26 protein-coding genes and 3 tRNA genes are annotated in these 23,893 nt (G+C 68.0%); 7 read left to right on the top strand and 22 right to left on the bottom strand.

All coding sequences use genetic code 11. The features are described from left to right. Window position 1 precedes the first annotated feature (1 nt). The 3 genes from rfaE2 to kdsA all read right to left on the bottom strand — a co-directional run bounded on the left by rfaE2 (window position 2) and on the right by kdsA (window position 3,324). A complete protein-coding gene (gene rfaE2, locus Q0044_RS13215; protein WP_298162863.1) occupies window positions 2-1,474 on the bottom strand; it encodes a D-glycero-beta-D-manno-heptose 1-phosphate adenylyltransferase in 1,473 nt (490 codons plus the stop codon). A gap of 189 nt (window positions 1,475-1,663) precedes the next feature. Then, window positions 1,664-2,092 (bottom strand): glyoxalase superfamily protein, encoded by a 429-nt coding sequence (locus Q0044_RS13210; protein WP_298162862.1) that lies wholly within the window; start codon window positions 2,090-2,092, stop codon window positions 1,664-1,666. A gap of 341 nt (window positions 2,093-2,433) precedes the next feature. Beyond that, window positions 2,434-3,324 (bottom strand): 3-deoxy-8-phosphooctulonate synthase, encoded by an 891-nt coding sequence (kdsA, locus tag Q0044_RS13205; RefSeq protein ID WP_524536179.1) that lies wholly within the window; start codon window positions 3,322-3,324, stop codon window positions 2,434-2,436. A gap of 104 nt (window positions 3,325-3,428) precedes the next feature. On the opposite strand from kdsA, the gene Q0044_RS13200 reads away from it, so the two are divergent. After that, window positions 3,429-4,886, top strand: coding sequence for a cryptochrome/photolyase family protein (locus Q0044_RS13200; protein WP_298162860.1), 1,458 nt, complete (start codon window positions 3,429-3,431; stop codon window positions 4,884-4,886). A gap of 7 nt (window positions 4,887-4,893) precedes the next feature. On the opposite strand, the gene Q0044_RS13195 is transcribed toward Q0044_RS13200, so the two are convergent. Further along, window positions 4,894-6,459, bottom strand: coding sequence for a cryptochrome/photolyase family protein (locus Q0044_RS13195; RefSeq protein WP_298162859.1), 1,566 nt, complete (start codon window positions 6,457-6,459; stop codon window positions 4,894-4,896). Between Q0044_RS13195 and sseA the strand changes: the two genes are divergently transcribed. Then, the gene (gene sseA, locus Q0044_RS13190) at window positions 6,458-7,294 is read left to right on the top strand and encodes a 3-mercaptopyruvate sulfurtransferase (RefSeq protein WP_298162856.1); all 837 of its coding nucleotides are present in this window, start codon (window positions 6,458-6,460) and stop codon (window positions 7,292-7,294) included. The genes Q0044_RS13195 and sseA overlap by 2 nt on opposite strands. A 3-nt stretch (window positions 7,295-7,297) precedes the next feature. Here the strand turns inward: sseA and Q0044_RS13185 are convergent, their stop codons facing one another. After that, window positions 7,298-8,629 (bottom strand): dicarboxylate/amino acid:cation symporter, encoded by a 1,332-nt coding sequence (locus Q0044_RS13185; protein WP_298162855.1) that lies wholly within the window; start codon window positions 8,627-8,629, stop codon window positions 7,298-7,300. A 48-nt stretch (window positions 8,630-8,677) separates the two neighbouring features. Continuing rightward, on the bottom strand, window positions 8,678-9,790 hold the full coding sequence (locus tag Q0044_RS13180) for an amino acid ABC transporter substrate-binding protein (protein ID WP_298162854.1): 1,113 nt from the start codon (window positions 9,788-9,790) through the stop codon (window positions 8,678-8,680). A gap of 105 nt (window positions 9,791-9,895) precedes the next feature. On the opposite strand from Q0044_RS13180, the gene metC reads away from it, so the two are divergent. Further along, window positions 9,896-11,068, top strand: coding sequence for a cystathionine beta-lyase (metC, locus tag Q0044_RS13175; RefSeq protein ID WP_298162853.1), 1,173 nt, complete (start codon window positions 9,896-9,898; stop codon window positions 11,066-11,068). Here metC and Q0044_RS13170 read toward each other — a convergent pair. From Q0044_RS13170 to Q0044_RS13125, 10 genes are all read right to left on the bottom strand, one after another. Beyond that, window positions 11,065-11,325, bottom strand: a complete 261-nt coding sequence (locus Q0044_RS13170) for a hypothetical protein (RefSeq protein WP_298162851.1) — start codon at window positions 11,323-11,325, stop codon at window positions 11,065-11,067. The genes metC and Q0044_RS13170 overlap by 4 nt on opposite strands. Window positions 11,326-11,345: 20 nt before the next feature. Beyond that, window positions 11,346-11,422 (bottom strand) — tRNA-Arg (locus Q0044_RS13165). Between the two features lie 115 nt (window positions 11,423-11,537). Next, window positions 11,538-11,843: an ETC complex I subunit gene (locus Q0044_RS13160; protein ID WP_298162850.1), complete on the bottom strand. Its 306-nt coding sequence runs from the start codon at window positions 11,841-11,843 to the stop codon at window positions 11,538-11,540. Between the two features lie 69 nt (window positions 11,844-11,912). Further along, window positions 11,913-11,989, bottom strand: a tRNA-Pro gene (locus Q0044_RS13155). A gap of 49 nt (window positions 11,990-12,038) precedes the next feature. Further along, window positions 12,039-12,515 carry a DUF192 domain-containing protein gene (locus Q0044_RS13150; protein ID WP_298162849.1) on the bottom strand — a complete coding sequence of 159 codons (477 nt, stop codon included), beginning with the start codon at window positions 12,513-12,515 and terminating at the stop codon, window positions 12,039-12,041. Between the two features lie 23 nt (window positions 12,516-12,538). Further along, window positions 12,539-13,102 (bottom strand): cold-shock protein, encoded by a 564-nt coding sequence (locus Q0044_RS13145; protein ID WP_298162848.1) that lies wholly within the window; start codon window positions 13,100-13,102, stop codon window positions 12,539-12,541. 220 nt (window positions 13,103-13,322) lie between these two features. Next, window positions 13,323-13,397, bottom strand: a tRNA-Glu gene (locus Q0044_RS13140). A 60-nt stretch (window positions 13,398-13,457) separates the two neighbouring features. Continuing rightward, window positions 13,458-15,290, bottom strand: a complete 1,833-nt coding sequence (recJ, locus tag Q0044_RS13135) for a single-stranded-DNA-specific exonuclease RecJ (protein ID WP_298162847.1) — start codon at window positions 15,288-15,290, stop codon at window positions 13,458-13,460. Then, window positions 15,290-16,246 (bottom strand): class II fructose-bisphosphatase, encoded by a 957-nt coding sequence (gene glpX, locus Q0044_RS13130; RefSeq protein WP_298162846.1) that lies wholly within the window; start codon window positions 16,244-16,246, stop codon window positions 15,290-15,292. Before glpX ends, recJ begins: the two co-directional genes overlap by 1 nt. Before the next feature lie 62 nt (window positions 16,247-16,308). Further along, the gene (locus tag Q0044_RS13125; protein ID WP_298162845.1) at window positions 16,309-16,764 is read right to left on the bottom strand and encodes a hypothetical protein; all 456 of its coding nucleotides are present in this window, start codon (window positions 16,762-16,764) and stop codon (window positions 16,309-16,311) included. A gap of 86 nt (window positions 16,765-16,850) precedes the next feature. Between Q0044_RS13125 and phaC the strand changes: the two genes are divergently transcribed. After that, window positions 16,851-18,827 (top strand): class I poly(R)-hydroxyalkanoic acid synthase, encoded by a 1,977-nt coding sequence (gene phaC / locus Q0044_RS13120; protein WP_298162844.1) that lies wholly within the window; start codon window positions 16,851-16,853, stop codon window positions 18,825-18,827. Then, window positions 18,824-19,198 (top strand): hypothetical protein, encoded by a 375-nt coding sequence (locus Q0044_RS13115; RefSeq protein WP_298162842.1) that lies wholly within the window; start codon window positions 18,824-18,826, stop codon window positions 19,196-19,198. The genes phaC and Q0044_RS13115 overlap by 4 nt, the downstream gene beginning before the upstream one ends. On the opposite strand, the gene msrB is transcribed toward Q0044_RS13115, so the two are convergent. From msrB to Q0044_RS13085, 6 genes are all read right to left on the bottom strand, one after another. Continuing rightward, on the bottom strand, window positions 19,195-19,698 hold the full coding sequence (gene msrB, locus Q0044_RS13110) for a peptide-methionine (R)-S-oxide reductase MsrB (RefSeq protein WP_298162841.1): 504 nt from the start codon (window positions 19,696-19,698) through the stop codon (window positions 19,195-19,197). The genes Q0044_RS13115 and msrB overlap by 4 nt on opposite strands. 40 nt (window positions 19,699-19,738) lie before the next feature. Beyond that, window positions 19,739-20,701, bottom strand: a complete 963-nt coding sequence (gene argC / locus Q0044_RS13105) for an N-acetyl-gamma-glutamyl-phosphate reductase (RefSeq protein WP_298162840.1) — start codon at window positions 20,699-20,701, stop codon at window positions 19,739-19,741. Further along, window positions 20,698-20,934 (bottom strand): hypothetical protein, encoded by a 237-nt coding sequence (locus tag Q0044_RS13100; protein WP_298162838.1) that lies wholly within the window; start codon window positions 20,932-20,934, stop codon window positions 20,698-20,700. Before Q0044_RS13100 ends, argC begins: the two co-directional genes overlap by 4 nt. Window positions 20,935-21,006: 72 nt before the next feature. Then, a complete protein-coding gene (gene rpsI / locus Q0044_RS13095; protein WP_298162837.1) occupies window positions 21,007-21,507 on the bottom strand; it encodes a 30S ribosomal protein S9 in 501 nt (166 codons plus the stop codon). 2 nt (window positions 21,508-21,509) lie between these two features. Beyond that, on the bottom strand, window positions 21,510-21,986 hold the full coding sequence (rplM, locus tag Q0044_RS13090; RefSeq protein ID WP_298162835.1) for a 50S ribosomal protein L13: 477 nt from the start codon (window positions 21,984-21,986) through the stop codon (window positions 21,510-21,512). Between the two features lie 184 nt (window positions 21,987-22,170). After that, entirely contained in the window at window positions 22,171-23,262 is a 1,092-nt protein-coding gene (locus Q0044_RS13085; RefSeq protein ID WP_298162834.1) for a COX15/CtaA family protein, read from the bottom strand. Between the two features lie 143 nt (window positions 23,263-23,405). Between Q0044_RS13085 and Q0044_RS13080 the strand changes: the two genes are divergently transcribed. Together Q0044_RS13080 and Q0044_RS13075 are read left to right on the top strand one after the other, a co-directional pair. Further along, the gene (locus Q0044_RS13080) at window positions 23,406-23,660 is read left to right on the top strand and encodes a transglycosylase (protein ID WP_298162902.1); all 255 of its coding nucleotides are present in this window, start codon (window positions 23,406-23,408) and stop codon (window positions 23,658-23,660) included. Then, window positions 23,660-23,872: a DUF2842 domain-containing protein gene (locus Q0044_RS13075; RefSeq protein WP_298162833.1), complete on the top strand. Its 213-nt coding sequence runs from the start codon at window positions 23,660-23,662 to the stop codon at window positions 23,870-23,872. The genes Q0044_RS13080 and Q0044_RS13075 overlap by 1 nt, the downstream gene beginning before the upstream one ends. The last annotated feature ends 21 nt before the right edge of the window (window positions 23,873-23,893 follow it).

Raw genomic sequence — 23,893 nt, 5'->3', positions numbered from 1 at the left:
ATCAGCCGGCCTCCCCCAGACTGCTGTCGATCATCTTCTCGATGGTCCGGGTGGTCGAGTATCCGTCGGCGAAGGCCGCCAGGCGGACCTCGCCGCCCCAGCTCTCGACCAGGTCTCCGCCGACCACGCCTTCACGGGTGTAGTCCGCGCCCTTGATCAGGACGTCGGGACGCAGCCGCTCGATCAGGGCGAGGGGCGTCGGATCGTCGAAGGAGGTGACCCGGTCCACGCTGGCGAGACCGCCGATGACCACGGCGCGGCTGTCGAGGTCGTTCACGGGGCGGCCGTCGCCTTTCAGCCGGCGGACCGAGGCGTCGGTGTTGAGCGCCACGACCAGCCGGTCGCACCAGCTGCGGGCCTGGGCCAGATAGGCGACGTGGCCGCGATGCAGGATGTCGAAACAGCCGTTGGTGAAGCCGACCTTGAGGCCCTGACGTCGCCAGGCCTCGACCTCGGCGGCGAGGTCGTCCAGCGCCGTGACCTTGGCCAGGGCCGCGCCGGCGTGCTGGCTCATCTCGGCCTCGATCAGTTCGGCGGGGCTGACCACGGCGGTGCCGCTCTTGCCCACCACGACCCCGGAGGCGAGGATGGCCAGCTGGACCGCCTGTTCCAGCGAGGCGCCGGCGCCGAGCGCCAGACCCAGGGCCGCCAGACCGGTGTCGCCGGCGCCGGACACGTCGAAGACCTCGCGCGCGCGACCGGGGAAATGCTGCACCGGCGCGCCGCGCCGCATCAGGCTCATCCCCTTGCCGGCGCGGGTGACGACGATTGCCCTGGCGGTTGTGGCGGCCAGCAAGGCCTCCAGCGCGGCCTCGATCTCGGCGTCGGTCTCGACCGGCAGGCCGATGGCGCCGGCCAGTTCGGAGGCATTGGGCTTGATCAGGTCGACCGCGCCGTAGCGGGCGAAGTCTCGGCCCTTGGGATCGACGATGACCACGGCGCCGGTGTGCTGCGCCTGCCAGAGAGCCGAGCGGATCAGGCGCTCGGTAACCACGCCCTTGGCGTAGTCGGACAGGAGGATGGCGGAAGCGTTTGAAAAAACGTCCTCGCGGGCGAAGGCGCCGACCGCGACCTCCTCCTCATCCAGACGCATCAGCTGCTGGCCGCCCGAGACATAGCGGGTCTTGACGATGGTGCCGGCGGCTTCGGTCCGATCGATGAAATCCTCGATCCGGTCTTCGGCGGCGACCAGCCGGGCCAGTTCCTCGCCGGCCGCATCGACGCCCGTGACGCCACCCAGCCGGGCCAGACCGCCCAGGGCCGCGACGTTGCGCGCAACATTGCCGACGCCGCCCGGCATGGAGACCGTGCGGCGAGAGCGCAGCACCGGGATCGGAGCCTCGGGGGAAATCCGGCTGACCTCGCCATAGACATAGCGGTCCAGCATCAGGTCGCCGACACAGGCCACAGTCTGGCCGTGCGCCCGCTCCAGCAGGGCCTGCAGGGTGCCGAGATCGAGGTTTCGTTCCGCCATGGGGTCCCAGCTAAAGCGCGACGGGCCGGGACACAACCGTGGAGCGGCGCTTGTCATCCCGGCCGTAGCGCAGCGGAGAGCCGGGACGATGGACGAGTGCCGGGCCAGGGCGACGGCGAAATCCAGGGGCACCCTGCCCTTGGTTGCCACGGTCCAGCTTGCCAAGCCCCCAGGCCGGCCGCTGCGGTATCACTCGGCGGGCTGCCAGCGGCCCTCAGCCTTGTAGACCCAGCGGGTCCCTTTCGCGTCGATCCAGTCACCGTCCGGCTCCCCGGTCGCGTCCGAGCCGAACCTCAACACATTGCCCTCGGTATCCTCGATATGCAGCTCGCGGGCACCCCACGGATAATTGGCCGGACCGGTCCGGACGATCGCTCCCCGGGGCGCGATTTCGTCCCGGAGCGCGTCGACATCGTCCACCCCTACATAGAGCCAGCCCTCGCCCCCGCCCTGATCGCCGGTCGCCAGCATAAGCACCGCCTCTCCCCGGCGAACCGAGGCCGAGTACTGATCGCCCCATTCCTGGGTGAATCCGAGGACATCCTTGTAGTAGGCAAGAGCCCGCTCCTGGTCGGCGACGCGCAGGATCGGCGTTGTCCGGCCAAACGTCACACCCATCCGAGCCCCCTGCCGCTTGCGCGCAGGAGTCTACCACCGAACATCGTTCCGCCCAATCTTTCGCATCCGAACACTGTCGGCACCGGGCGATCGCCCGGGGCGGTCAAGTAGTTGGCAGGCCCCTCCCGGATCGTCGCTTCGCGCCGGCCGGGATGGCAAGGGACTGGCGTCGTCTCCTCCCCATCGCGAAGCGATGGGGAGGAGGACCGCGAAGCGGTGGAGGGGCTCTTGAAGCTGGCACCGTGTGTAGGGTGAAGAACCCCTCCGTCACGGCGCGAAGGCGCGCCGTGCCACCTCCCCATCCGCTGGCGCGACGGGGAGGAGACGGTGGCGTGCCGCCCCTACGCCGCTCTGGCCATCCGCGCCTTCGACAGGTCGTCGTAGGCCAGCAGTTCAGCGGCCAGGCCCTCGAACTCCGACAGGGGCACCATGTTTGGGCCGTCCGACGGGGCGTGGTCGGGGTCCTGGTGGGTTTCCATGAAGACGGCGTCGACGCCGACGGCCACGGCCGCCCGAGCCAGGACCGGCACGAACTCGCGCTGGCCGCCCGAGGACGTGCCCTGCCCGCCCGGCTGCTGGACGGAGTGGGTCGCGTCGAACACGACCGGGCAGCCGATCTCGCGCAGGATCGGCAGAGCGCGCATGTCCGAGACCAGGGTGTTGTAGCCGAAGCTGGCCCCGCGCTCGCAGGCCATGACGTTCGGATTTCCGGCGCCGACCACCTTGGCGATGACGTTCTTCATGTCCCATGGGGCCAGGAACTGACCCTTCTTGATGTTGATCGCCTTGCCCGTTGCGGCCGCGGCCAGCAGCAGGTCGGTCTGGCGGCTGAGGAAGGCGGGGATCTGCAGCACGTCCACAGCCTCGGCGGCCTGGCGGGCCTGTTCCTCGGAATGGACGTCGGTCAGGACCGGCAGGCCGGTGACCTGACGGATCTCGTCGAAGATCGGCAGGGAATCCTTCAGGCCCAGCCCGCGCGCGGCGGTGGCCGAGGTGCGGTTCGCCTTGTCGAAACTGGTCTTGTAGATGATGCCGACATTCAGCCGCTGACCGATCTCCTTCAGGGCATGGGCCATCTCAAGGGCGTGCTGGCGGCTTTCCAGCTGGCACGGGCCGGCGATGAAGGCGATGCGCGCCCCGCCGCCGATGACGACGGGCGTCGTGATGCCGTTTCCGGACAGGGTGATGACGGAATTCGGAGCGCTCACGGGCGGGCCTTCTCTCTGGGACATCGATGGACGAATCTGGCGGGTGGCGCGTTGGCATTGGCACGCCTATGGGGCGGTCAGGTGGCCCCGCGCGCCTGAAATTTCAACCTACCACGGAGATCCGAGGCGTGACCACCAAGGAGCAGAGCCCCGTCATTCTGTGGTTCCGTCGTGACCTGCGGCTGGCCGACAATCCTGCACTGAACCAGGCGCACGCGACGGGGCGGCCGATCGTACCGGTCTATATCCACGATGAGGGCTCGACAGTGCGGCCGTCGGGCGGCGCCGGCCTGTGGTGGCTCGACAAGTCGCTGCGCGCCCTGTCGGCGAGCCTGGCCGAGCGCGGCGCGACCCTGATCCTGCGCCGGGGTGATTCGGAGGCGGAGCTTCGACGTCTGATCGACCAGACCGGCGCCGACAGGGTGTTTCTCAACCGGCTGTTCGAGCCTGACGCCTGGGCTCGCGACGCGGACATCGCCCACGCCCTGAAGGCCGAGGGGGTGGAGTTCAAGGGCTACAACGGCGCCCTTCTGTGCCGGCCGGGGACGGTGCTGAACGGGTCGGGCGGGCCCTACAAGGTCTTCACCCCCTTCCTGCGCGCCCTTCTCGACAGGGCCGAGGCTCCGCCGCACACGACAGGGCCGCGCGACCTCAGCGGCGCTCCCCATCTGGAGAGCGATCACCTGGAAGACTGGGGCCTGCATCCGCGCCGGCCGGACTGGTCCGCCGGGTTCGACTGGACCCCGGGCGAGGCGGGCGCGACGACGGCGCTCGGCGAATTCGTCGCCGGAGGCCTGTCAGACTACGGCGCCGGTCGGGATATCCCGTCGAAGGCCGGGACGAGTCGCCTGTCGCCGCACCTGCATTGGGGCGAGATCAGCCCGTGGCGGGCCATCGCAGCGGCCCGGAAGATCGCGGACGACGGCGGGGTCAGGGCCGAAGAGGCCGCGAAGTTCGTCGCCGAGATCGGCTGGCGCGAGTTCTCGGCCCACCTGCTGCATCACTTCCCGACCCTGCCGGACAAGGCGTTCCGGCCCGAATACGACGCCTTCCCCTGGCTGGACGACGATGCGGGCTTCACCGCCTGGACCCGAGGCCTTACCGGCTTTCCCATCGTCGACGCGGGCATGCGTCAGCTCTGGGCGACCGGCTGGATGCACAATCGGGTGCGGATGATCGTGGCGTCCTTCCTGATCAAGGACCTGCTGGTCGACTGGCGGCGGGGCGAGGCCTGGTTCTGGGACACCCTGGTCGATGCCGATCTCGCCTCCAACGCCCAGAACTGGCAGTGGGTCGCCGGGTCCGGCGCCGACGCCTCGCCGTATTTCCGCATCTTCAATCCGATCACCCAGGGTCAGAAGTTCGACGCCCAGGGTCGATACGTCCGACGCTGGATTCCCGAGCTGGCGCGGGTCCCCGACAAATGGATCCACGCGCCCTGGACCGCGCCGCCCGAGGTTCTGCGCGACGCACGGGTGCGGCTCGGTCACGACTATCCGCGGCCGATCGTCGATCACGCCGAGGCCCGCGACCGCGCCCTGACCGCGCTGAAGGCGGTCAGCGGCGGCGCGCGCGCTGACGAGTGACCATGACCTAATCCGGCCGTCGAACCGCGCCCAGCGTCTCCCGCGTGGCCTCTGCCTCGTTCAGCAGGGCGGTCCGGCGCTCCGGGCCGAAGTTTTCGAGCGTGCGGTAGGGCATGGCCAGTCGGACGTTGTCGCGCAGCCGCAGTTTATTGCGCTCGAGAAAACCCCAGTACAGCCGGTTGAACGGACAGGCGTTTTCGCCTGCTTTGGCCTTCACGTCATAGCGGCAGGCCCCACAGTAGTCGCTCATCCGGTCGATATAGGCGCCGGAGGCCGCATAGGGTTTGGAGCCCACGATCCCGCCGTCCGCGAAGGTCGCCATGCCGCGCGTATTGGGCATCTCCACCCACTCATAGGCGTCGGCGTAGACCACCATGTACCAGTCGTCGATCTCGTCGGGATGGACGCCGAGGAGCATGGCGAGGTTGCCGCTCACCATCAGGCGCTGGATATGATGGGCGTAGGCGTGGGTGCGGGTCATCGACACGACATCCGCGATACAGGCCATGTCGGTCTCGCCGGACCAGTAGAACCCCGGCAGGCTGCGGTCGGCGTCCAGAAAGTTGCGCCGGGCGTAGTCCGGCATCTTGAGCCAGTAGACGCCGCGCACGAACTCGCGCCAGCCCAGGATCTGGCGGATGAAGCCCTCGACGGCGTTCAGAGGGGCCCGGCCGGCGCGATATTCTTTCTCGGCCCGGCGGCACAGGTCGAGGGGATCGAGCAGGCCGAGATTGATCGAGGTCGAGATCAGACCGTGCCACATCCAGGGCTCGCCGTGCGCCATCGCATCCTGCCAGTCGCCGAACCCGGGCAGGACGTTCGCGAGGAAGTCGGCGAACACCGTCTCCGCCTGCTCCGCCGTCGTCGGCCAGCCGAAGGCGTCGAGATCGCCGAAGTGGTCGGGGAACAGCCGGGCCACATCGGCGAGGGCGCCGCGCGCGATGTCGTCGGGCGGGGTCCGCAGGCGCGCAGGCGGGCGCAGACCCTTGGCGAGCCGCTTGCGGTTCTCGCTGTCGTAGTTCCACTGGCCGCCGACGGGTTGGCCGTCATCCAGAAGGACGCCGCTTTCGCGCCGCATCTCCCGGTAGAAGAACTCCATTCGCAGCTGGGACTTGCCGGACGCCCAGCGCCGGAAGCGGTCGTGGCTGCAGATGAAGCGACGGTCCTCGCGGACCTCGACCGGGACCGGCGCGACGCCGGCGAAGGCGGCCAGGGCCTCGGCCAGACGCCACTCCCCGCATTCGGTGATCGCCACCCCGGCGAAGGGCCGCTCGTCCAGGGCGCGGTGCAGTTCGCCCACGATGGACTGGGTGTTGGCCGGGTCGTCGATGCGGATGTAGCGGACCGTCACGCCGCGCGTCTCGAGCCTGAGGGCGAAGCTGCGCATCGCGGCGAAGACCAGGGCGATCTTCTGCCTGTGGTGTCTGACGTAGGTCGCCTCGTCGTTGACCTCGGCCATCAGGACGAGGTCCCGGGCCGGATCAAGACCCTCAAGGGCGGACAGGCCGTCCGACACCTGGTCGCCCAGCACCAGACGGAGCATGCCCGCCGCGTCCGTGGTAGTCTCGGTCATGGCCACACTCCCTCCCCTCGTCTCTGCATCCGAACTCCTTGCTGCGCTCGGCGATCCCGACCTGCGCATTCTCGACGCCAGCTGGCATCTGGACGGGACGCCCGCACAACCGATCTTCGAGGCGGGCCATCTGCCGGGCGCGGTCTTCTTCGATCTGGAGGCGATCTCCGATCAGGGAAACCCCCTGCCGCACATGATGCCGTCGCCCGGGCAGTTTGGCGAACAGCTTGGCCGGCTCGGCGTGTCTGAAACCGACCGGATCGTCGTCTACGACACCTTCGGCCTTTTCACAGCAGCGCGGGCCTGGTGGATGTTCCGGGCGATGGGCTGCCACCGGGTCCAGGTGCTGGACGGCGGCCTGCCGGCCTGGATCCGGACGGGCGGCGCCCTCGAGACCGGTGACGCGTCGCCGAAGGCCGCGACCTTCAGGGCGGCCCCCCGTCCGGAGATGATCGCCGATCTGGAGCGCGTGCGACAGGCGCTCGAGGACGGAGCGCCTGTGCTCGACGCCCGCGCCGCCGCCCGTTTCGCGGGAGCCGCCCCCGAACCCAGACCCGGGCTGCGCGCCGGTCATATGCCGCGGGCTGTGAACCTGCCGTTCGGCGAACTGCTGACCCCCGAGGGGCTGATGCGCGAGCCCGCGACACTGGAGGCGGCCTTCGCGGCGTGCGGGCTGGGCCCTGACGACAGGCCCATCGCCAGCTGCGGCTCCGGCGTGACCGCTGCCGTTCCGCTGCTGGCCCTCAGCGTGCTCGGCCGGGAGGGCGTTCTCTACGACGGGTCCTGGGCCGAATGGGGCGGCCGGGACGACACCGAGGTCGTCACCGGCCCCTGACCGTCAGGCGGCTGTTGCGACCGTCGGTGCGGGCGTGGGCGCCTCGGGAGTGACCGGATCGTCCTTTTCGCCACGCGAGACGACGGTCGCGAGAACCAGGTCGCCGGTGACGTTGAGCACGGTCCGGCACATGTCGAGGAACCGGTCGACGCCGAGGATCAGGCCGATGCCTTCGGCCGGCACGCCCACCATCACCAGGATCATGGCGATGACCGGCAGGGAGCCTGCCGGTACGCCGGCCGTGCCCACGCCGCCGAGGATGCAGACCAGCATCACGACGACCTGCTGGGTCAACGACAGCTCGATCTGGAAGAACTGGGCCAGGAACAGGACCGTGACGCCCTCGAACAGGGCGGTGCCGTTCTGGTTGGCGGTGGCGCCCACGGTCAGGACGAAGCGGGCGATCTTGCGCGGCAGCTTCAGCTCTTCCTCGGCCGCCTTCAGCGACACCGGCAGGGTGGCGTTCGACGAGGCGGTCGAGAAGGCCACGATCATCGGACGCTGCACGCCCTTGAAGAAGGTCAGAGGGTTCATGCCCCCGCCGATCCAGACGACCAGCGGATAGACGACGAACATATGGATCGCCATCGCGCCCACGGCGACGCCGACGAAGGCCGCGAGCCGCACCAGCAGATCCCAACCGAACAGGGCCGCCAGGTTGAACATCAGGCAGGCGATGGCGATCGGGGCCAGTTTGATCACGAGGTTGATCAGCTTCATCGTCACCTCGAGGATGCCCTCGATGACGTTCTGGAGCTTGTCGGTGTTGGGGCTCCTGGCCATGACCAGGCCGATGCCGAACAGCAGGGCGAAGATCATGATCGGCAGGATCTGGTTCTCGGCCGCCGCAGTGAAGACGTTGGACGGGATCAGATCCAGGAAGAAGGTACCGAACTGGACGCTTTCGGGCGCCTTCTCCACGATGGCGGCGGCGCCTGCCGCGCCCTGGGCCAGCAAGGCCTGGGCCATGGCCGGATCAACGCCGTCGCCGGGCCTGAAGTAATTCACCATGCCCAGACCGATGACGACGGCGATGGCAGACACGACGATCGTCAACAACAGGGTCTTGATGCCCGCGCGACCGAGGGACTGAAGATCGCCCATCTCGGCCACCCCGACGACGAGGGCGGAGAACAGCAGCGGGATTACCAGCATGAACAGCAGGCGCAGGAAGATCTGGCCTGCCGGACCCGTGACGTTCGACGTCACCCACTGCACCCACCAGACATCGGCACCGATGTACTGATTGACGTACAGCCCCGCTCCCAGCCCGATCACGAAGCCAAAGAGCATCAGCCAGTGGAGCGGAATGCCGCCCTTCTTCGTCGTATCCATTCGTCCCCCGAAAGGCGCCGAACGCGTTCCCGCGCTCGCGCCAGAGCATCAACGGACCGGCAGGCCGTAGATCAGGCCGCCCGGTCGAGCGTTCCATTGTGCATTCAACCCGCGGGCCAGGTCGAGAGGCGATTGTGAACCGAGATTCCGTTCAAAGATCTCGCCGTAGTTGCCGACCCCCTCGACCGCGTCCGCCGCCCAGGTCTTCGACAGGCCCAGACGGGGGCCGAAGTCGCCTTCGGCGCCCAGCAGGCGTCTGACCTGGGGCTCGCGGGCGTTCTCGGCCCGGTCCTCGACATTGGCCTGGGTCACGCCGAACTCCTCGGCGAGGATGATGGCGTTGAGCGTCCAGCGGACCACGGCCGTCCACTGCTCGTCGCCGCGCCGCGTGACCGGACCGAGCGGCTCCTTGGAGATGACGTCAGACAGGACGACGTGCTGTTGCGGGTCGGCCAGTGTCGTGCGCGCCGCCGCAAGGGCGGACACGTCGGCGCTGAAGGCGTCGCAGTCTTCGCGGCCATAGGCCTGACGCGCGGCCTCTTCGGTCGGCAGGACCACGGCGCGGTAATCGATGCTGCGGCTGCGGAAATAGTCCTCGGCATTGAGGGCGCTGGTCGATCCCGCCTGGACGCAGACGCGGGCGCCGTTCAGTTCGGACGCGCTGTTCAGGTCCAGAGAGCGGCGCACCAGGAAGCCCTGGCCGTCGTAGTAGTTGACCCCGGCGAAGGCGAGCTGGCCGGACGTGTCACGATCCATGGTCCAGGAGGTGTTGCGCCAGAGGACATCGATCCGTCCGTTCGCCAGGGCCTCGAACCGGTTTTCCGCCGTCAGGGGTACGAAGCGCACCGCCTCGGGATCACCGAAGATCGCGGCCGCCAGGCCGCGACAGAAGTCCACGTCGAAGCCGCGCCATTCGCCCCGATTGTCGGTATAGGCGAAGCCGACCAGACCCTGGTTGACGCCGCAGTTCAGCCGTCCGCGCTGCTTGATCGCGGCCAGGGTCGGGCTTTCGACCGGTGCTGCCGCCGGCCGGGTCGCGCCGGTCGCGGACTCCGTCGCAGGCGTTTCGGCCTCGCGCTCGCGGTCGCCGCACGCAGCCACCAGCAAGAGGCCCGCCAGGCCCGCCATACGCATCCAGAAAGCCGGGGTTCGTTCGCCCATGGTCTGTCCCGCGTTCGCTGTCGTCGCGACTCGCCGTCGCGACCCCTTGCGCCCCCGCTGCTTTAGAGGCCTTTGGAGCCTCGTTCGCAACCCGTCGAGGCCGCCATGGATCCGCTTTCCGACCGCACCCGGCTGATCGCGGCGGCGACCCGGCGCGGGGGCGGACGTCGTCCGGTCAATCCGCCGATCGAGCGGGCGTCGACCCTGTTGTCGGACGCTGTCGGCGACATGCGCGACGCCAGTCTGGGGCCGCTCTACGGTATCGATGGGACGGCGTCGCAGGGTGCCCTGAGACGGGCGATCGCCGATCTGGAGGGCGCGCAGGCTTGCTGGCTGGCGCCGTCCGGGCTGGCGGCCGTGACCTTGCCGCTGATGGCCCTGACGCGGCCCGGCGACGAGATCCTGACGACGGACGCAGTCTATGGTCCCGTCCGGCGCTTTCTGACCCGCCACATGGCCGCGCGCGTGGTGACGGCCCGGTTCCATCCCGCGGCGGCGTCGGCGGAAGACGTCGCCGCGATGATCACCGACAGGACGCGGGTGGTGCTGATCGAATCGCCGGGATCGCTGACATTCGAGATGATCGATGTCCCGGCCCTGGCGGCGGCGGCGAAATCGCGCGGAGTCCTGACCGTCATGGACAACACCTGGGCGGCGGGGCTGGCGTTCAGGCCCCTCGCCCACGGCGTCGACGTCAGCGTCCAGGCCCTGACCAAATACGCCGGCGGCCATTCGGACCTGATGCTGGGGGGCGCGTGCGCAAACGACCCCGACGTCATCAGGGCCATCGCCGAGGCCTGTGAGGACATCGGCCTGTGTGTGTCGCCGGATGACGCCTGGCTGGCCCTCCGCGGGCTTCGGACCCTGCCCTTGCGCTACGGGGAGCAGGCGCGGTCCATGAGACAGGTGGCCGGCTGGCTGGCGCAGAGGCCGGAGGTCTCGCGCGTGCTGCATCCCGCCCTGCCCGACGACCCGGGCCATGCCCTGTGGGCGCGGGATTTCAGCGGCGCCGCCTCCCTGTTCGGGGTGGTGATGCAGGGGGGCGACGGCCGGGCGGCCCACGCCTTTCTCGACGCCCTGCGCCTGTTCGGGCTGGGCTACTCCTGGGGCGGGTTCGAGAGCCTGATCACCTATGACACGCCCCAGATGGCGTTCCGCGAGGATCCGCCTGTCCTGGAGGGACCATTGCTGCGCCTTCACGTGGGGCTGGAGGATCCAGACGAACTGATCGCCGATCTGGAGAGCGGTCTGGCCGCCTGGCGAGCCGCCCTGGGCTAGGCGCCGATCTCGGGAATCATCCCGGTGATGAACGTTCGCATGCCGGTCTCGGGCCGCAGCATGCCGCGCAGCAGATTCACCGTCACCGCCGCACTGTCCTCGAACACGAAGCGGCTCTGTGTGAATTTGCAGTTGGCGAACCCGGGCTGTTCCACGCCCTTGAACACCAGCTGGGCGTTCCTGAATTCGCAGTCGATGAAGGTGTTTCCATCCAGAAGTTGACGGCCTTCGAGAACCTGATTGCGGATTTCGGGCATGGGAGTCCTTGCGATCGGGATGGCGCGCCCAGCAGGACTCGAACCTGCAACCGTCCGCTTAGAAGGCGGGTGCTCTATCCGGTTGAGCTATGGGCGCGTGTTCGGGAGCGTTAGCCGCACCGCTCGCGCGGCTCAAGCGATGGCTGGGAAATGGCCGAATCCGCGGCTCAAGTCGTGAGCCGCCGCGCGACGAACGATCGCCGCTCTCCTGATCAGTGCGTCCAGGGCTGTTTGCGGGCGGTGGCGAAATTGTCGGCATAGGCCTTCAGGATCACCGGCGGCTCCTGGGGTTCGTGCAGACGGAACGGGATACCGTGGCGTTCGGCGTAGGCGACGGCGTCTTCCTTGGTCTCGAAGGTCAGGCGCACCTGGCCGTTCATGTCGGAGGAGCTGGTCCAGCCCATCAGCGGATCGATGGTGCGCGCCGAAGCCGGCTCGAAGTCCAGCCGCCAGTCCTTCGACTTGGCCTTGCCGGACTGCATGGCAGTCTTTGCGGGGCGGTAGATGCGGGCCAGCATGGGCAGTCTCACAAAATCCGTGGCTCAAGCAGCGAAGCGCCGTGCGCTGAGCGATAGCCACCAAGGACATGGTCGGAGTGAGAGGATTCGAACCTCCGACCCTCTGGTCCCAAACCAGATGCGCTACCAGGCTGCGCTACACTCCGGCGGAGGGGTCTGCCAGCAACCGCGCCGTGGTGCAATGCAAGAATGGCGTCAGGGGCGGAAGAAGGGGTGGACGACCTTGTCCCCGGGCTTGGCGCCGATCTCTTCGGCCCGGCCGGCCCGGAGTTCCAGCACGCCGTTGGCGGCGCCGTTCGAGGGGATCGGGGTTTCCGAATAGGGGGTCGTGTGATGGGCGATCGAGACGATCGACCCGGTCGGGTCGATGTAGAGGATATCGAGCGAACTGGGGGTGTTGCGCATCCAGAAGGCCTGTTCCGCCGGCTGCGGGAACTGGAACAACATGCCGCGATCGTCGGCCAGCGGAGGGCGGTACATCAGGCCCCGCATGCGTTCCGGATCATCGTCCGCGATTTCGACCATGAAGGCGTGTTCGCCGGATGCCGTGACGATCTTCAGCGGCTCGAGCGGGTTTCCGGCCTCGTCGACCGGCGCGGAGGATTGGGCGCAGGCGGACAGGGCGAGGCCCAGACCGAGGGTTCCGACAAGGAGAAGACGTCTCGACAGCATGACCGCCCTTTCGGGGCGACCGATCAGTCGCCCGGTCTGATTTCCGCGACCACCAGGCCTTTTGGACCCTCGGCGAACCGCACCGCGACCGTCTCGCCGGGGACCAGATCGTCCAGTCCGCAGCGACGCAGGGTCTCGATATGGACGAAGATATCTCCGGGATCGGTCGCGCGCACCACGAAACCGTAGCCCTTGGTGCGATTGAACCATTTGACGGTGGCGGTTTCGAGCACGCTTGCGGTTTCGGGGTCCACCGGCGGACGGATCGCCCGGGAATCGGCCCTCAGACCCTCATAGGCGGACCTGCGAGCGGGGACCTCGATCTCCCCCTCGCCCAGATCATGGACCTGGACCACCTGCCAGCCCTTGGGCCGACGGGCGCAGTCGCATTCGATGGGTGCGCCCTCGCCGGCGGACTCCCAACCGCCGTCGCGTAGGCTGCTGATGTGCAACAGGACATCCTTGGCCTCGGTCTGACCCGGGTCATCGGGCACGATGAAGCCGTAGCCCTTGCCCGCATCGAACCATTTCACCCGGCCGGCGATCCGGACCGTGTCCGGTGCATCCAGCCCCTCGTAGTCAGACACTTCAAGCCCCCCGTCCGCACACTCCCTGCGAACGGCAAAATGTTTAACACGGTTCTGTGAACCCGGGAAAATCGAAAAACATCGGTTTCAGGCGGAGTGAGGCGGAACGTGCAACGAACGCGCGCCGGGCTGCGCTGGACCCCCGTCAGGAAAGCACGATCACGCACGACGTCGGCGGCGTCGCGGTTCGGCGGATGACGATGGAATGGAATGCCCCGCGTGGCAGTCCCTAGGGGAGTCGAACCCCTCTTTTCAGGTTGAAAACCTGACGTCCTAACCGATAGACGAAGGGACCGCTGCGCGGGGAAGCGGCGATATAGCCAACGCCCTCCCGGGGTGCAAGCGCCAAAACGAACTAAGTCGACATCCGCGGATCGGCGATGTCCTCGATCTCGAACTGCACGCCCTTGCGACCGTTCCAGTCGTCCGCCTTCAGACGACCCGCGACATTGAGTCCGCCCTGCCCCGCCAGCAGGGCGCGGCCGGTCGGCAGGTCGGCGCAACGCCATGCGATGGCCTTGACCGAGGCTCCATCGGCACCGACGAGGCGGCAACGGACATGGCCGCCGGTCATCTGCACCGGCTCGCGGGCCTGGACTCCATGGAGGGCGAACAGGGGTTCGGGATTGGCCGGACCGAAGGGGGCGAGCCGTTCAAAATCCTCGAACAGGGACCGGGACGCCGCACCGGGCTCGATCAGGGCGTCGACCTCGACCCAGTCGAGGGCCTCCGCATCGACCTGCTCGCCGGCCATGGCCGCGTTGAGGAAATCCCGCAGGGCGTCGATCCCGTCGGGGCGCACGGTCAGGCCGGCCGCCATGGCATGCCCTCCCCCGGCCAGCAGCAGGCCTTCGCGCCAGGCGGACTGGACCGCCCGGCCCAGGTTCATGCCGGGCTGGGATCGGCCCGAGCCCTTGCCGACATTGCCGATGGCATCGACGCCGATGACGATGACGGGTTTACGCCAGCGTTCCCGAAGCCGTCCGGCGACGATCCCGACGACACCGGGGTGCCAGTCCTCGCCCGAGACGACGACCACGGCCGAGCCGTCGGCGTGCTGGCCCGTGGCCTCGACGCGGCGGGTGGCGGTTTCGGTGACCTCGCGCTCGACCTCGCGGCGGGCGATGTTGAGGGCGTCCAGTTCCTCGGCGAGGGCCTGCGCCTCCAGCGGATCGTCGGTGGACAGCAGGCGGGCGCCGAGGTCGGCCCGGCCGATGCGGCCCCCGGCATTGATGCGGGGCCCCAGGATGAAGCCGGCGTGATTCGACTTGGCCGGGCCGGGCTCGGAACCGGCCACAGCCAGAAGCGCCTTCAGCCCGGGATTGCTCCAGTGGGACATGACTTTGAGGCCAAGGCTGGTCAGGGCGCGGTTGAACCCTGTCAGGCCGGTGACGTCACAGATGGCGCCCAGGGCGGCGAGATCGAGCCACTGGCGGATGTCGGGCTCGGCCCGGTCGGCGAACAGGCCGCGTTTGCGCGCCTCGCGGTTCAGGGCTGCCAGCAGGACGAAGACCACGCCGGCCGCGGCGAGATTCCCCTGGCCCGAGGTGTCGCCCGGCCGGTTCGGATTGACGACCGCCAGACACTGCGGCGGCTCCTCCCGCATCATATGGTGGTCGATGACGACGACCTTCAGCCCGATGGCGCAGGCATGGGCGATGGCCTCATTGGCCGCCGCGCCGCAGTCCACGGTGATGACCAGATCGGCGCCCGAGGCCTTCAGCCGGTCGAAGGCCAGCGGGCTGGGGCCATAGCCCTCAGTCAGCCGGTCAGGGACATAGAGGGGCAGGTCCGCCCCCAGCGAGCGGAACCAGCGCACCAGCAGGGCCGCGCTGGACGCCCCGTCGACGTCGTAGTCGGCGAAGACGTGGATCGCCTCGCCCGCCTGTATCGCGGCGATGATGGCCTCGGCCGCCGCGTCCATGTCCATGAAGGACGACGGGTTCGGGAACAGCCGCTTCAGCGTCGGCTCGAGGAAGTCCCCGCCCTGATCGGCCTGCACCCCGCGCGCGGCCAGAGCCCTGGCCAGGGGCTCGGACAGGCCCTGGCCCTGCATATGGGCGCGGATGACCGCGGCCTCGGCCGGTCTCTGCCGCCAGGCGCGGCCCGATAGCGAGCGCGAAACGTCGAGGAACCCCGGCGCCCATCCTTCCTGAAGAGGGCCGGATGCAGGGGCTCCATCCGCCATCAGAGCGGACGCGTGGTGCGGATGCGCCGAACGGTACGGGTCGAGGAATCCATCACCAGGGTGTGGGTGGTGACGAAGCCGTTGCCCATCTGGACGCCGTCCAGCATGGCGCCCTTGGTCACGCCGGTGGCGGCGAAGACCGCGTCCTTCGACACCAGTTCGTGCAGGTCGTATTTGCGGTCGAAGTCGGTGACGCCGGTGCGCTGGGCGCGGGCGCGCTCATCGTCGTTGCGGAACAGGAGACGCCCCTGGAAGTGGCCGCCGACGCATTTCAGCGCCGAGGCCGCCAGAACGCCCTCGGGAGCGCCGCCTGAACCGAGATACAGATCGATACCGGTCTCCGGCTCGGCCGTGTGGATCACGCCGGCCACGTCGCCGTCTGTGATCAGCATGACGCGGGCGCCGACCTCGCGCAGGGCGGAGATCAGGGCCTCGTGGCGCGGCCGGTCCATGACGCAGACCGTGATGTCTTCCGGACGCACGCCCTTGGCCGAGGCCAGGGAGCGGACATTGTCGCCCGGCTTCATGTCCAGATCGACGGTGCCCGGCGCATAGCCGGGGCCGATGGCGATCTTGTCCATATAGGTGTCGGGCGCGTGCAGCATGCCGCCGCCGGCCGACATCGACAGCACGGTCAGGGCGTTGGCCATGGCCTTGGCCGTCAGGGTCGTGCCTTCCAGCGGGTCCAGGGCGATGTCGATGGCCGGGCCTTTGCCGGTGCCGACCTTCTCGCCGATGTAGAGCATCGGCGCCTCGTCACGCTCGCCCTCGCCGATGACGATCTTGCCGTCGATGTCGAGGCTGTTCAGCGCCGTGCGCATGGCGTCGACCGCCAGCTGGTCGGCGTGCTTCTCGTCGCCGCGGCCGATCTGGGCCCAGGACGCGATCGCGGCCAGTTCGGTGACCATGGCGGCGTCGGCAGCGAGGGTCGAGGCGAAGGGGGCCGTTTCAGCCATGTCGAAGTCTCCTGAGGAGGGATGATCCCCGGATTCTTTCGACCGGGCGATGGGTAAGACGATCAGCGGGGCGCCGGGCCCCGATCAACGGGCGGGGGGGCCGCGCCGCGCTGGCGCGTGCGGGCGGCGAAGGCCTCGACCTCGGCCTGGGTCGCGGCTGTGACAGGGGCTATGGCCTGGGCGTCGATACGGCTGTTGACTTCGGCGGCGAAGGCGACAGGGTCGCCCGTCTGCCAGTCGATCCGCGCGGCCTCCGCGGCGAGGTCGGTTCCGCTGGACCCCAGCCGGTTCACCCGGGCGGCGACCTCGACGGGCTCCGGCAGAGGCTCGGCCGAACGCGGAAAATTCTCCCAGCGCGGATAGGTCCGGTTCGCGTCGACGAGGGCCTGAACGCGCGGCGCGACGGGGGAAGCGGTGTCCGTCTCGGGGCTGAACGCGCCGGCGCATCCGCCCAGGGTCAGGGCGGCCGCGGGGATCGCCAGACCGCCGACTATCTTTTTCGCCTGATGCGCGTTCATTTCGGCCCCGGTCTAAGCCATGATCGTGACAGGCGGAAGGGCGGAGCACACGCCCCGCGTCGAAACGGAAGCGCTCGGAGGACCCCATGGCCAAGACACCGACGAAACCGCCCGAGCCGCTGGCGGCTGCCAAGGCCCCCCGAAAGTCCGGCCGCCCGACCTCCGCAAAGCCCCGTGCGCCGCGTGCGAAGACGCCGGCCACCGAGGCGAAAGTCCTGCCCACTGCGGAACCTGCACCCGCCCCGCCCCCGCCAGAGCCCACGCCGCCACCGGCGGAAAACCCCTTCGCCTTCCCCGGCGCTGATCAGAGGGAGATGCTGGAGGCGCTGTCGCTGAACCTGGCCCGGGCGGCGATGACGGCCCAGTCGGCGATCGCCGAGGCCGCCCTGTCGCAGGCCGACCGTCCCGCCGCCCTGTCGCCCGACCCATTCAATGTCGGTCCGGCGATGAATTCGGTGATGACCAGTCTTGCGTCCCGGCCCGACAAGCTGTTCGCGGCCCAGGCCGACCTGTTCAACCGCTATATGGACCTGTGGGCGTCCACGACGCGTCGGGTCTCGGGCGAAGAACCGCCGGCCCCGTCCAAGGACAAGCGATTCAAGGACCCGGCCTGGTCCGAGAACCCGATGTTCGACGTCATGCGCCAGTCCTATCTGGTCACCTCGGACTGGATGAACGGGCTGGTCTCTTCGGTCGAGAATGTCGACCCGCGCACCAAGCGCCGCGCCGAATTCTTCACCAAACTGCTGACCGACGCCTTCTCGCCGTCGAACTTCCTCGCCTCCAACCCTGCCGCCCTGAAGGCGATGCAGGAGACGAACGGCGAATCGCTGGTGAAGGGGATGCAGAATTTCGCCGCCGACCTGGAACGCGGCATGGGCAAGCTGAAAATCAGCCAGGCCGACTACGGCAAGTTCGTCGTCGGCGAGAACGTCGCTACCGCCCCCGGTCAGGTCGTCTGGCGCGACGAACTGTTCGAACTGATCCAGTTCGACGCAGCGACAGAGAAACAGCACGCGGTCCCGCTGCTGATCTTCCCGCCCTGGATCAACAAATTCTACATCATGGACCTGCAGCCGGAGAACTCCCTGATCCGCTGGCTGTCGGCCCAGGGCTTCACCGTCTTCGTCTGTTCCTGGGTCAATCCGGACAGGGACAAGGCGGACTTCGGCTTCGACGAATACCTCGACAAGGGCATCTACCGCGCGGTCGAGAAGACCCTGGAACAGACCGGCTCGAAGACGGTCAACACTGTCGGCTACTGCATCGGCGGAACCCTGATGGGCGCGGCCCTGGCCCATATGGCCGCGAAGAAGGACACACGCGTCGCCGCCACCACCTTCTTCGCCGCCCAGCATGACTTCGCCGAGGCCGGCGACCTGTTGCTGTTCACCGACGAGCACTGGCTGAACGAGGTCGAGCAGCAGATGGACGCGGCGGGCGGGGTCCTGCCCGGCGCGGCCATGGCCGAGACCTTTAATGCGCTGCGCGCCAACGACCTGATCTGGTCGTTCTTCGTGTCCAACTATCTGATGGGCAAGTCGCCGGCCGCCTTCGACCTGCTGTTCTGGAACGCCGACCAGACCCGCATGCCGAAGAAGCTGCACATGGACTACCTCCGCTCCATGTACGGCCAGAACAAGCTGTCGCGGGGCGAGTTCGAGATCGGCGGAATCAAGGTCGACCTCTCGAAGGTGAAGATCCCGCTCTATTTCCAGGCCAGTCGCGAGGACCATATCGCGCCGATGAACTCGGTCTATCGCTCGGCCAGGGCCTTCTCGAATGCGGCGGTGACCCTGACACTGGCCGGATCCGGCCATATCGCCGGGGTGATCAATCCGCCCGGCGCCAACAAATACCAGCACTGGACCAACGCCGCCCTGCCCGGCTCCCTCGCCGAATGGCAGGCGGGCGCGGTGGAGCATCCGGGCAGCTGGTGGAACCACTGGGCGGCCTGGCTGGCCGAAAGGTCGGGCGACATGGTCTCCGCCCGCGACCCGAACAAGGGTCCGCTGACGCCTATCGAACCGGCCCCCGGCTCCTATGTGAAAGTGAAGTCTTGAAGCGTCTGGAACCCAACCTCCTGCTGTCCGTCTCGACCCTGATCGCCCTGATCCTGCTGATCACGACCGCAGCGGTGTTCGGAGCGCCCGGCGGGGCGATCAAATATCCGGTCATCGCCGTGATCTGTGTCGTCGCCTTCGTCATCGGCAACGGGATGATGGCAGGCCGTCTGGGTCGGGTGACGCCGCCGATGATCAATCTCGACACACCGGCGACGGCGGTCTGGGCCGGCGGTTTCCCGATCGTCGTCATGCTGTTCGCCGTGATCCCGCTGATCTGGAGCGGCCATGACTACGGTCTGCTGATCATCATCGCCTCGGTTATGGCCGGGGTGACGGTCGAGTCGGCCCTGAAAGCCCGTCGCGCCTAGGCGGGCCTGAAGGTCAGGGCCACGCCGTTGTTGCAATAGCGCTTGCCGGTCGGACGCGGACCGTCGTCGAACACATGGCCCTGATGCCCCAGACAGCGGGCGCAATGGTACTCGGTGCGGGGAATGCCGATGGCGAAATCCTGCTTCATGCCCAGAGAGCCGGGGATGTAGTCGTAGAAGCTCGGCCAGCCGGTGCCTGAATCGAACTTGGTCCGCGACTGGAACAACGGCAGGTCGCAGCCGCGGCACACGAACGTCCCTGCCCTGTGCTCATCGTTCAGCGGACTGGTGAAGGGCCGTTCGGTGGCCTCGTGACGCAGGACATCATAGCTGAGGCCCGGCAGGCGCTGACGCCATTGGGCATCGGTCAGCCGGCGAAATGGCGAGCTGGCGTACTGCGCCACGGAGGCGTCGGCCTCGCCCGAGGTGCAGGCGCCCAGGGCGAGCGCGGCTCCGCCGAGCAGAAGGGTCCGGCGTGAGGTCGTGAGAACGTGGGTCATGATCCTCTATACGTCGGCAAGCCGTGCAGGGTTTCAAGCCTCAGTTCAGCCCTGTCGCCTCGTCCAGCCCCAGCATCAGGTTCAGGTTCTGCACCGCCGCGCCCGAGGCCCCCTTGCCGAGGTTGTCGAGCAGGGCGACCAGACGCGCCTGGGAGCCGTCGCGGTTGCCGAACACGTGCAGACGGAGGCTGTTGGTGCCGTTCAGCCCCTCTGGATCCACTCCGGTCATGGCCGCCGTCTCGTCCAGCCCCGCCACCTCGACGAAGCGGCAGCCGTCATAGGCCTCGACGAGGGCGCCGTGCAGACGGTCGATCGACGGCGTCTCCGGCAGGGCCGCGAGCTGCAGGGGGACCTCGACCAGCATCCCCTGGCGCCAGGCGCCGACGGCCGGGGCGAACAGGACGTCGTGCTTCAGGCCCGAATGCCGGGTCATCTCCGGCACATGTTTGTGCTGCAGCGACAGGCCATAGGCGCGGAAGGCCGGCGCGCCCATCGTCACCCCCCGGCTTGACCGGGGGGCCTGTTCGAACTCGGCAATCATTGATTTTCCGCCGCCGGAGTAGCCGCTGACCGCATTGACCGTCACCGGCCAGTCGGCGGGCACAAGCCCGGCCTTCACCAGCGGCCGCATCAGGCCGATGAAGCCGGTCGGGTAGCAGCCGGGGTTCGACACCCGACGAGAGCCGATGATCTCGCCGCGCTGGACGGCGTCCATCTCAGGGAAGCCATAGGTCCAGCCGGTGGCGGTGCGGAAGGCGGTCGAGGCGTCGATGACCCGCGTCGTCGTGTTCTCGATCATGGCCACCGCCTCCTTCGCCGCCTCGTCGGGCAGGCACAGGATCACGGCGTCGGCGGCGTTCAGCGCCTCCGCGCGCGCGGCCGGGGCCTTGCGACGGTCGCCGGTCAGGGAGATGAACGCCAGGTCCGTCCGGCCCTCCAGCCGCTGCCGGATCTCCAGCCCCGTGGTCCCGGCCTCGCCGTCGATGAAGATGGTGTGGGTCATTGGCTTTGGTCTCCGGCGGGGCTCTTCCACTGTCCGGCCTCCCGGCCAAACAGATGTGGTTCCCACCCAGGATAGGTCTGAACGATCGCCTCGCACTCGAGGGGTTCGTCGATAAGGAAAATCACGATCCTCTCGCCGACAACAACGCCGCCGCAGGCGGCCAGCGCGGCTTCGACTAGAAAATGGGCGCCGGAGGGGTCTCTATCGGCTCCGGTGACTGCGATCCGTTTCATGATGACACCATAGAAAAAGGGCGCTCCGGTTTCCCGAAGCGCCCCGTTTCGTAATCGCTTTCGCGAAACGGCTTAGCGCTTCGAGAACTGGAACGAACGGCGGGCCTTGGCGCGGCCGTACTTCTTGCGCTCGACGACGCGGCTGTCGCGGGTCAGGAAGCCGTGCGGCTTCAGGACCGGGCGCAGGGCCGGCTCGTAGTGGGTCAGGGCGTGCGACAGGCCGTGGCGGATGGCGCCGGCCTGGCCCGACAGGCCCGAACCTTCAACGGTGCAGACCACGTCGAATTCGGTCTCGCGACCGCAGACGACCAGGGGCTGGGCGATCATCATGCGCAGGATTTCGCGGGCGAAATACTGCAGCTGATCCTTGCCGTTGATGGTGAACTTGCCGGTGCCGGGCATGACCCAGACGCGGGCGATCGCGTTCTTGCGCTTGCCGGTCGAATAGGCGCGGCCCTGGGCGTCGACCTTGCGGACATAGACCGGAGCCGAGTTGTCGTAGCCGTTGTCCGAAACGCCGAGGCCCTTGAGGGCGTCGAAGCCGGTCGCGGTGTCTTGAGTGACGTCGGTCATGCTCAGATGCTCCGGGTGTTCTTGGCCGAGCGGCCGGCGAAGTCGATGGTCTCGGGCTGCTGGGCGTCGTGCTCGTGGGCCGAGCCGGCGAACAGGCGCAGGTGCGTCATCTGGGTGCGCGCCAGCGGGCTTTCCTTGGGCATCATGCGCTCGACGGCCTTCTCGAGCACGCGCTCGGGGAAGCGGCCGTTCAGGACCTTCTGCGGGGTCGTCGACTTGACGCCGCCCGGGTGGCCGGTGTGGCGATAGTAGACCTTGTCGGTCAGCTTCTTGCCGGTGAACACGACCTTGTCGACGTTGGTCACGACGACATAGTCGCCCGAGTCCACGTGGGGGGTGTAGGTCGGCAGATGCTTGCCGCGCAGACGCATGGCGATGAAGGTCGCGAGACGGCCCACGACGACGCCTTCAGCGTCGATGTGGATCCACTTCCTCTCGACCTCGGACGGCTTCAAGGCAGCCGTGGTGCTCTTCAGCATGAGGTGGTTCCTGAAATAGGAGGCGAAACGGGGTCGCTCCGGACGGGCCGAAGCGAGCGAAGGCGCGCTAGTAGGGGAAACGTCCACAGGCGTCAATGCCGAAGTAAGCGCGCAAGATGGGCTAGTGCACTGATCTAGAACGAGTTTCCAGCAACGGTATTAAAATACCGTACATCTGGACTGCCTATCGACGTGGTCCGGACATGAAAAGCCGCGGTTGCGACCGCCGCACCAGCCACAGATTGGCTGTCACCAGCGCCAGGACGATGGCCGCCCCCGCCTGATGCAGCCCGCCCAGCCACATGGGCACGGCGTGGATCAGGGTCACGATCCCGAGCGCCGCCTGCATCCAAAGCGCGCCCGCCACGACGAAGGCCGACACTCCCAATCCTTCGGCCAGCCGCCAGCGCCAGGCCTGGACCGCATAGACCGTCCCGCCGATCAGCAGGGCATAGGCGACGATCCGGTGATTGAACTGGACCAGGGCGTGATCGTGCAGGAAGGCCAGCCCGCCCAGACCCCAGTCGACAGGCGCCAGGATGTCGCCGTTCATCAGGGGCCAGTCGGTATAGATGAAACCGGCCTTGGCCCCGGCGACGAGGCCGCCGAGCAGGCACTGGACGAAGACCGCGCCCAACAGGATGGCGGCGCCCCGGCTCCAGCCCGCGGGCGAGCGCGAATGCTCCTCTCCTGACCAGGCCTCAAGCCCGGTCCAGATCAGGCCGGCGAAGATGATCAGGGCCAGGCCCAGGTGGGTCGCCAGCCGCTCGGGCGCGACATCGACCCGTTCGGACAGACCCGAAGACACCATCCACCAGCCGATCAGCCCCTGAAGCCCGCCCAGGGCCAGCAGGACGGCGCAGCGCCAGATCAACCGCGTCGGAATCGCCATACGGCCCAGGAACGACCGTTCGGACAAAAGCCGGAAGGCCATGAAGGCGAAGAACGGCAGGGCGAACGCCATGCCGATCAGCCGTCCGAACAGCCGGTGCAGCCACTCCCACCAGAAGATGCCCTGGAATTCCGACAGGCTCATGCCCGCGTTGACCTGGGCGTACTGCGGGATTGCCCTGTACTTCTCGAAGGCCTCGGCCCAGTCCGCCGCGTTCAGCGGCGGCAAGGCGCCCATGATCGGCTTCCATTCCGTGATCGACAGGCCCGAGCCCGTCAGTCGCGTGATGCCACCGATGACCACCATGGCGAACACCATGGCGGCGCAGAAAAATAGCCAGATGGCGACGGCTTTCGACTGGTCCCGACTTCCGAAACGGCTCATTCGACGCCCGACGCTCCAACGGATACAGTGTCGTCCTTCGTGACGACCGGGGCGGTATGCACTTCGATCGTGGCGAGATCAAAGTCCGAAGTCATGACGCAAGGTCGCAAGCCGGCCTGCCTGGAGGCCCCGTTTTGGAATCAGTGCTGCAATACGCCGATATCGTACTCGCCATCGGGGGCGCCTTCGTTCTGGCGTGGATCGCCGACCTGCTGACCGGACGCCGCGGATTGTTCGCCGCATCCCTGGTGGCCTTCACCGGGGCGGCCTGCGGCTGGTTCCTCGCCGTGCGGGTGTTCGGGGCCTCGACGATGGATGAGTTCGGCTGGACCCTGTGGTCCGGCGCAGGATCGATCCTGGGCCTGGTCACCTACTATCTGTTCCGGAACACCCGCTGATGGGGCTGCGCGCACGCCGTGCCGTCGCCTCGGTCGGGATCCTGGTCTTCCTCGGCGTTTACGTCTGGCTGGTCATCGCCGTCGGAGCCCACGTGCCCGATCATCCGGTCGCGACCCTGCTGTTCTACGGCCTCGCCGGAACCCTGTGGGGCGTGCCCCTGCTGCCGCTGATGTCCTGGGCGGAGGGGAAGCCGTTCCTCAGGAAGCGGTAGAACGCCTCGCTCGATCAGCGA

The organism is Brevundimonas sp. (assembly GCF_027484365.1).
Classification (GTDB): Bacteria; Pseudomonadota; Alphaproteobacteria; order Caulobacterales; family Caulobacteraceae; genus Brevundimonas.
The sequence above is the reverse complement of the archived record's forward strand: the minus strand, read 5'-3'. Positions and strand labels throughout refer to the sequence as shown.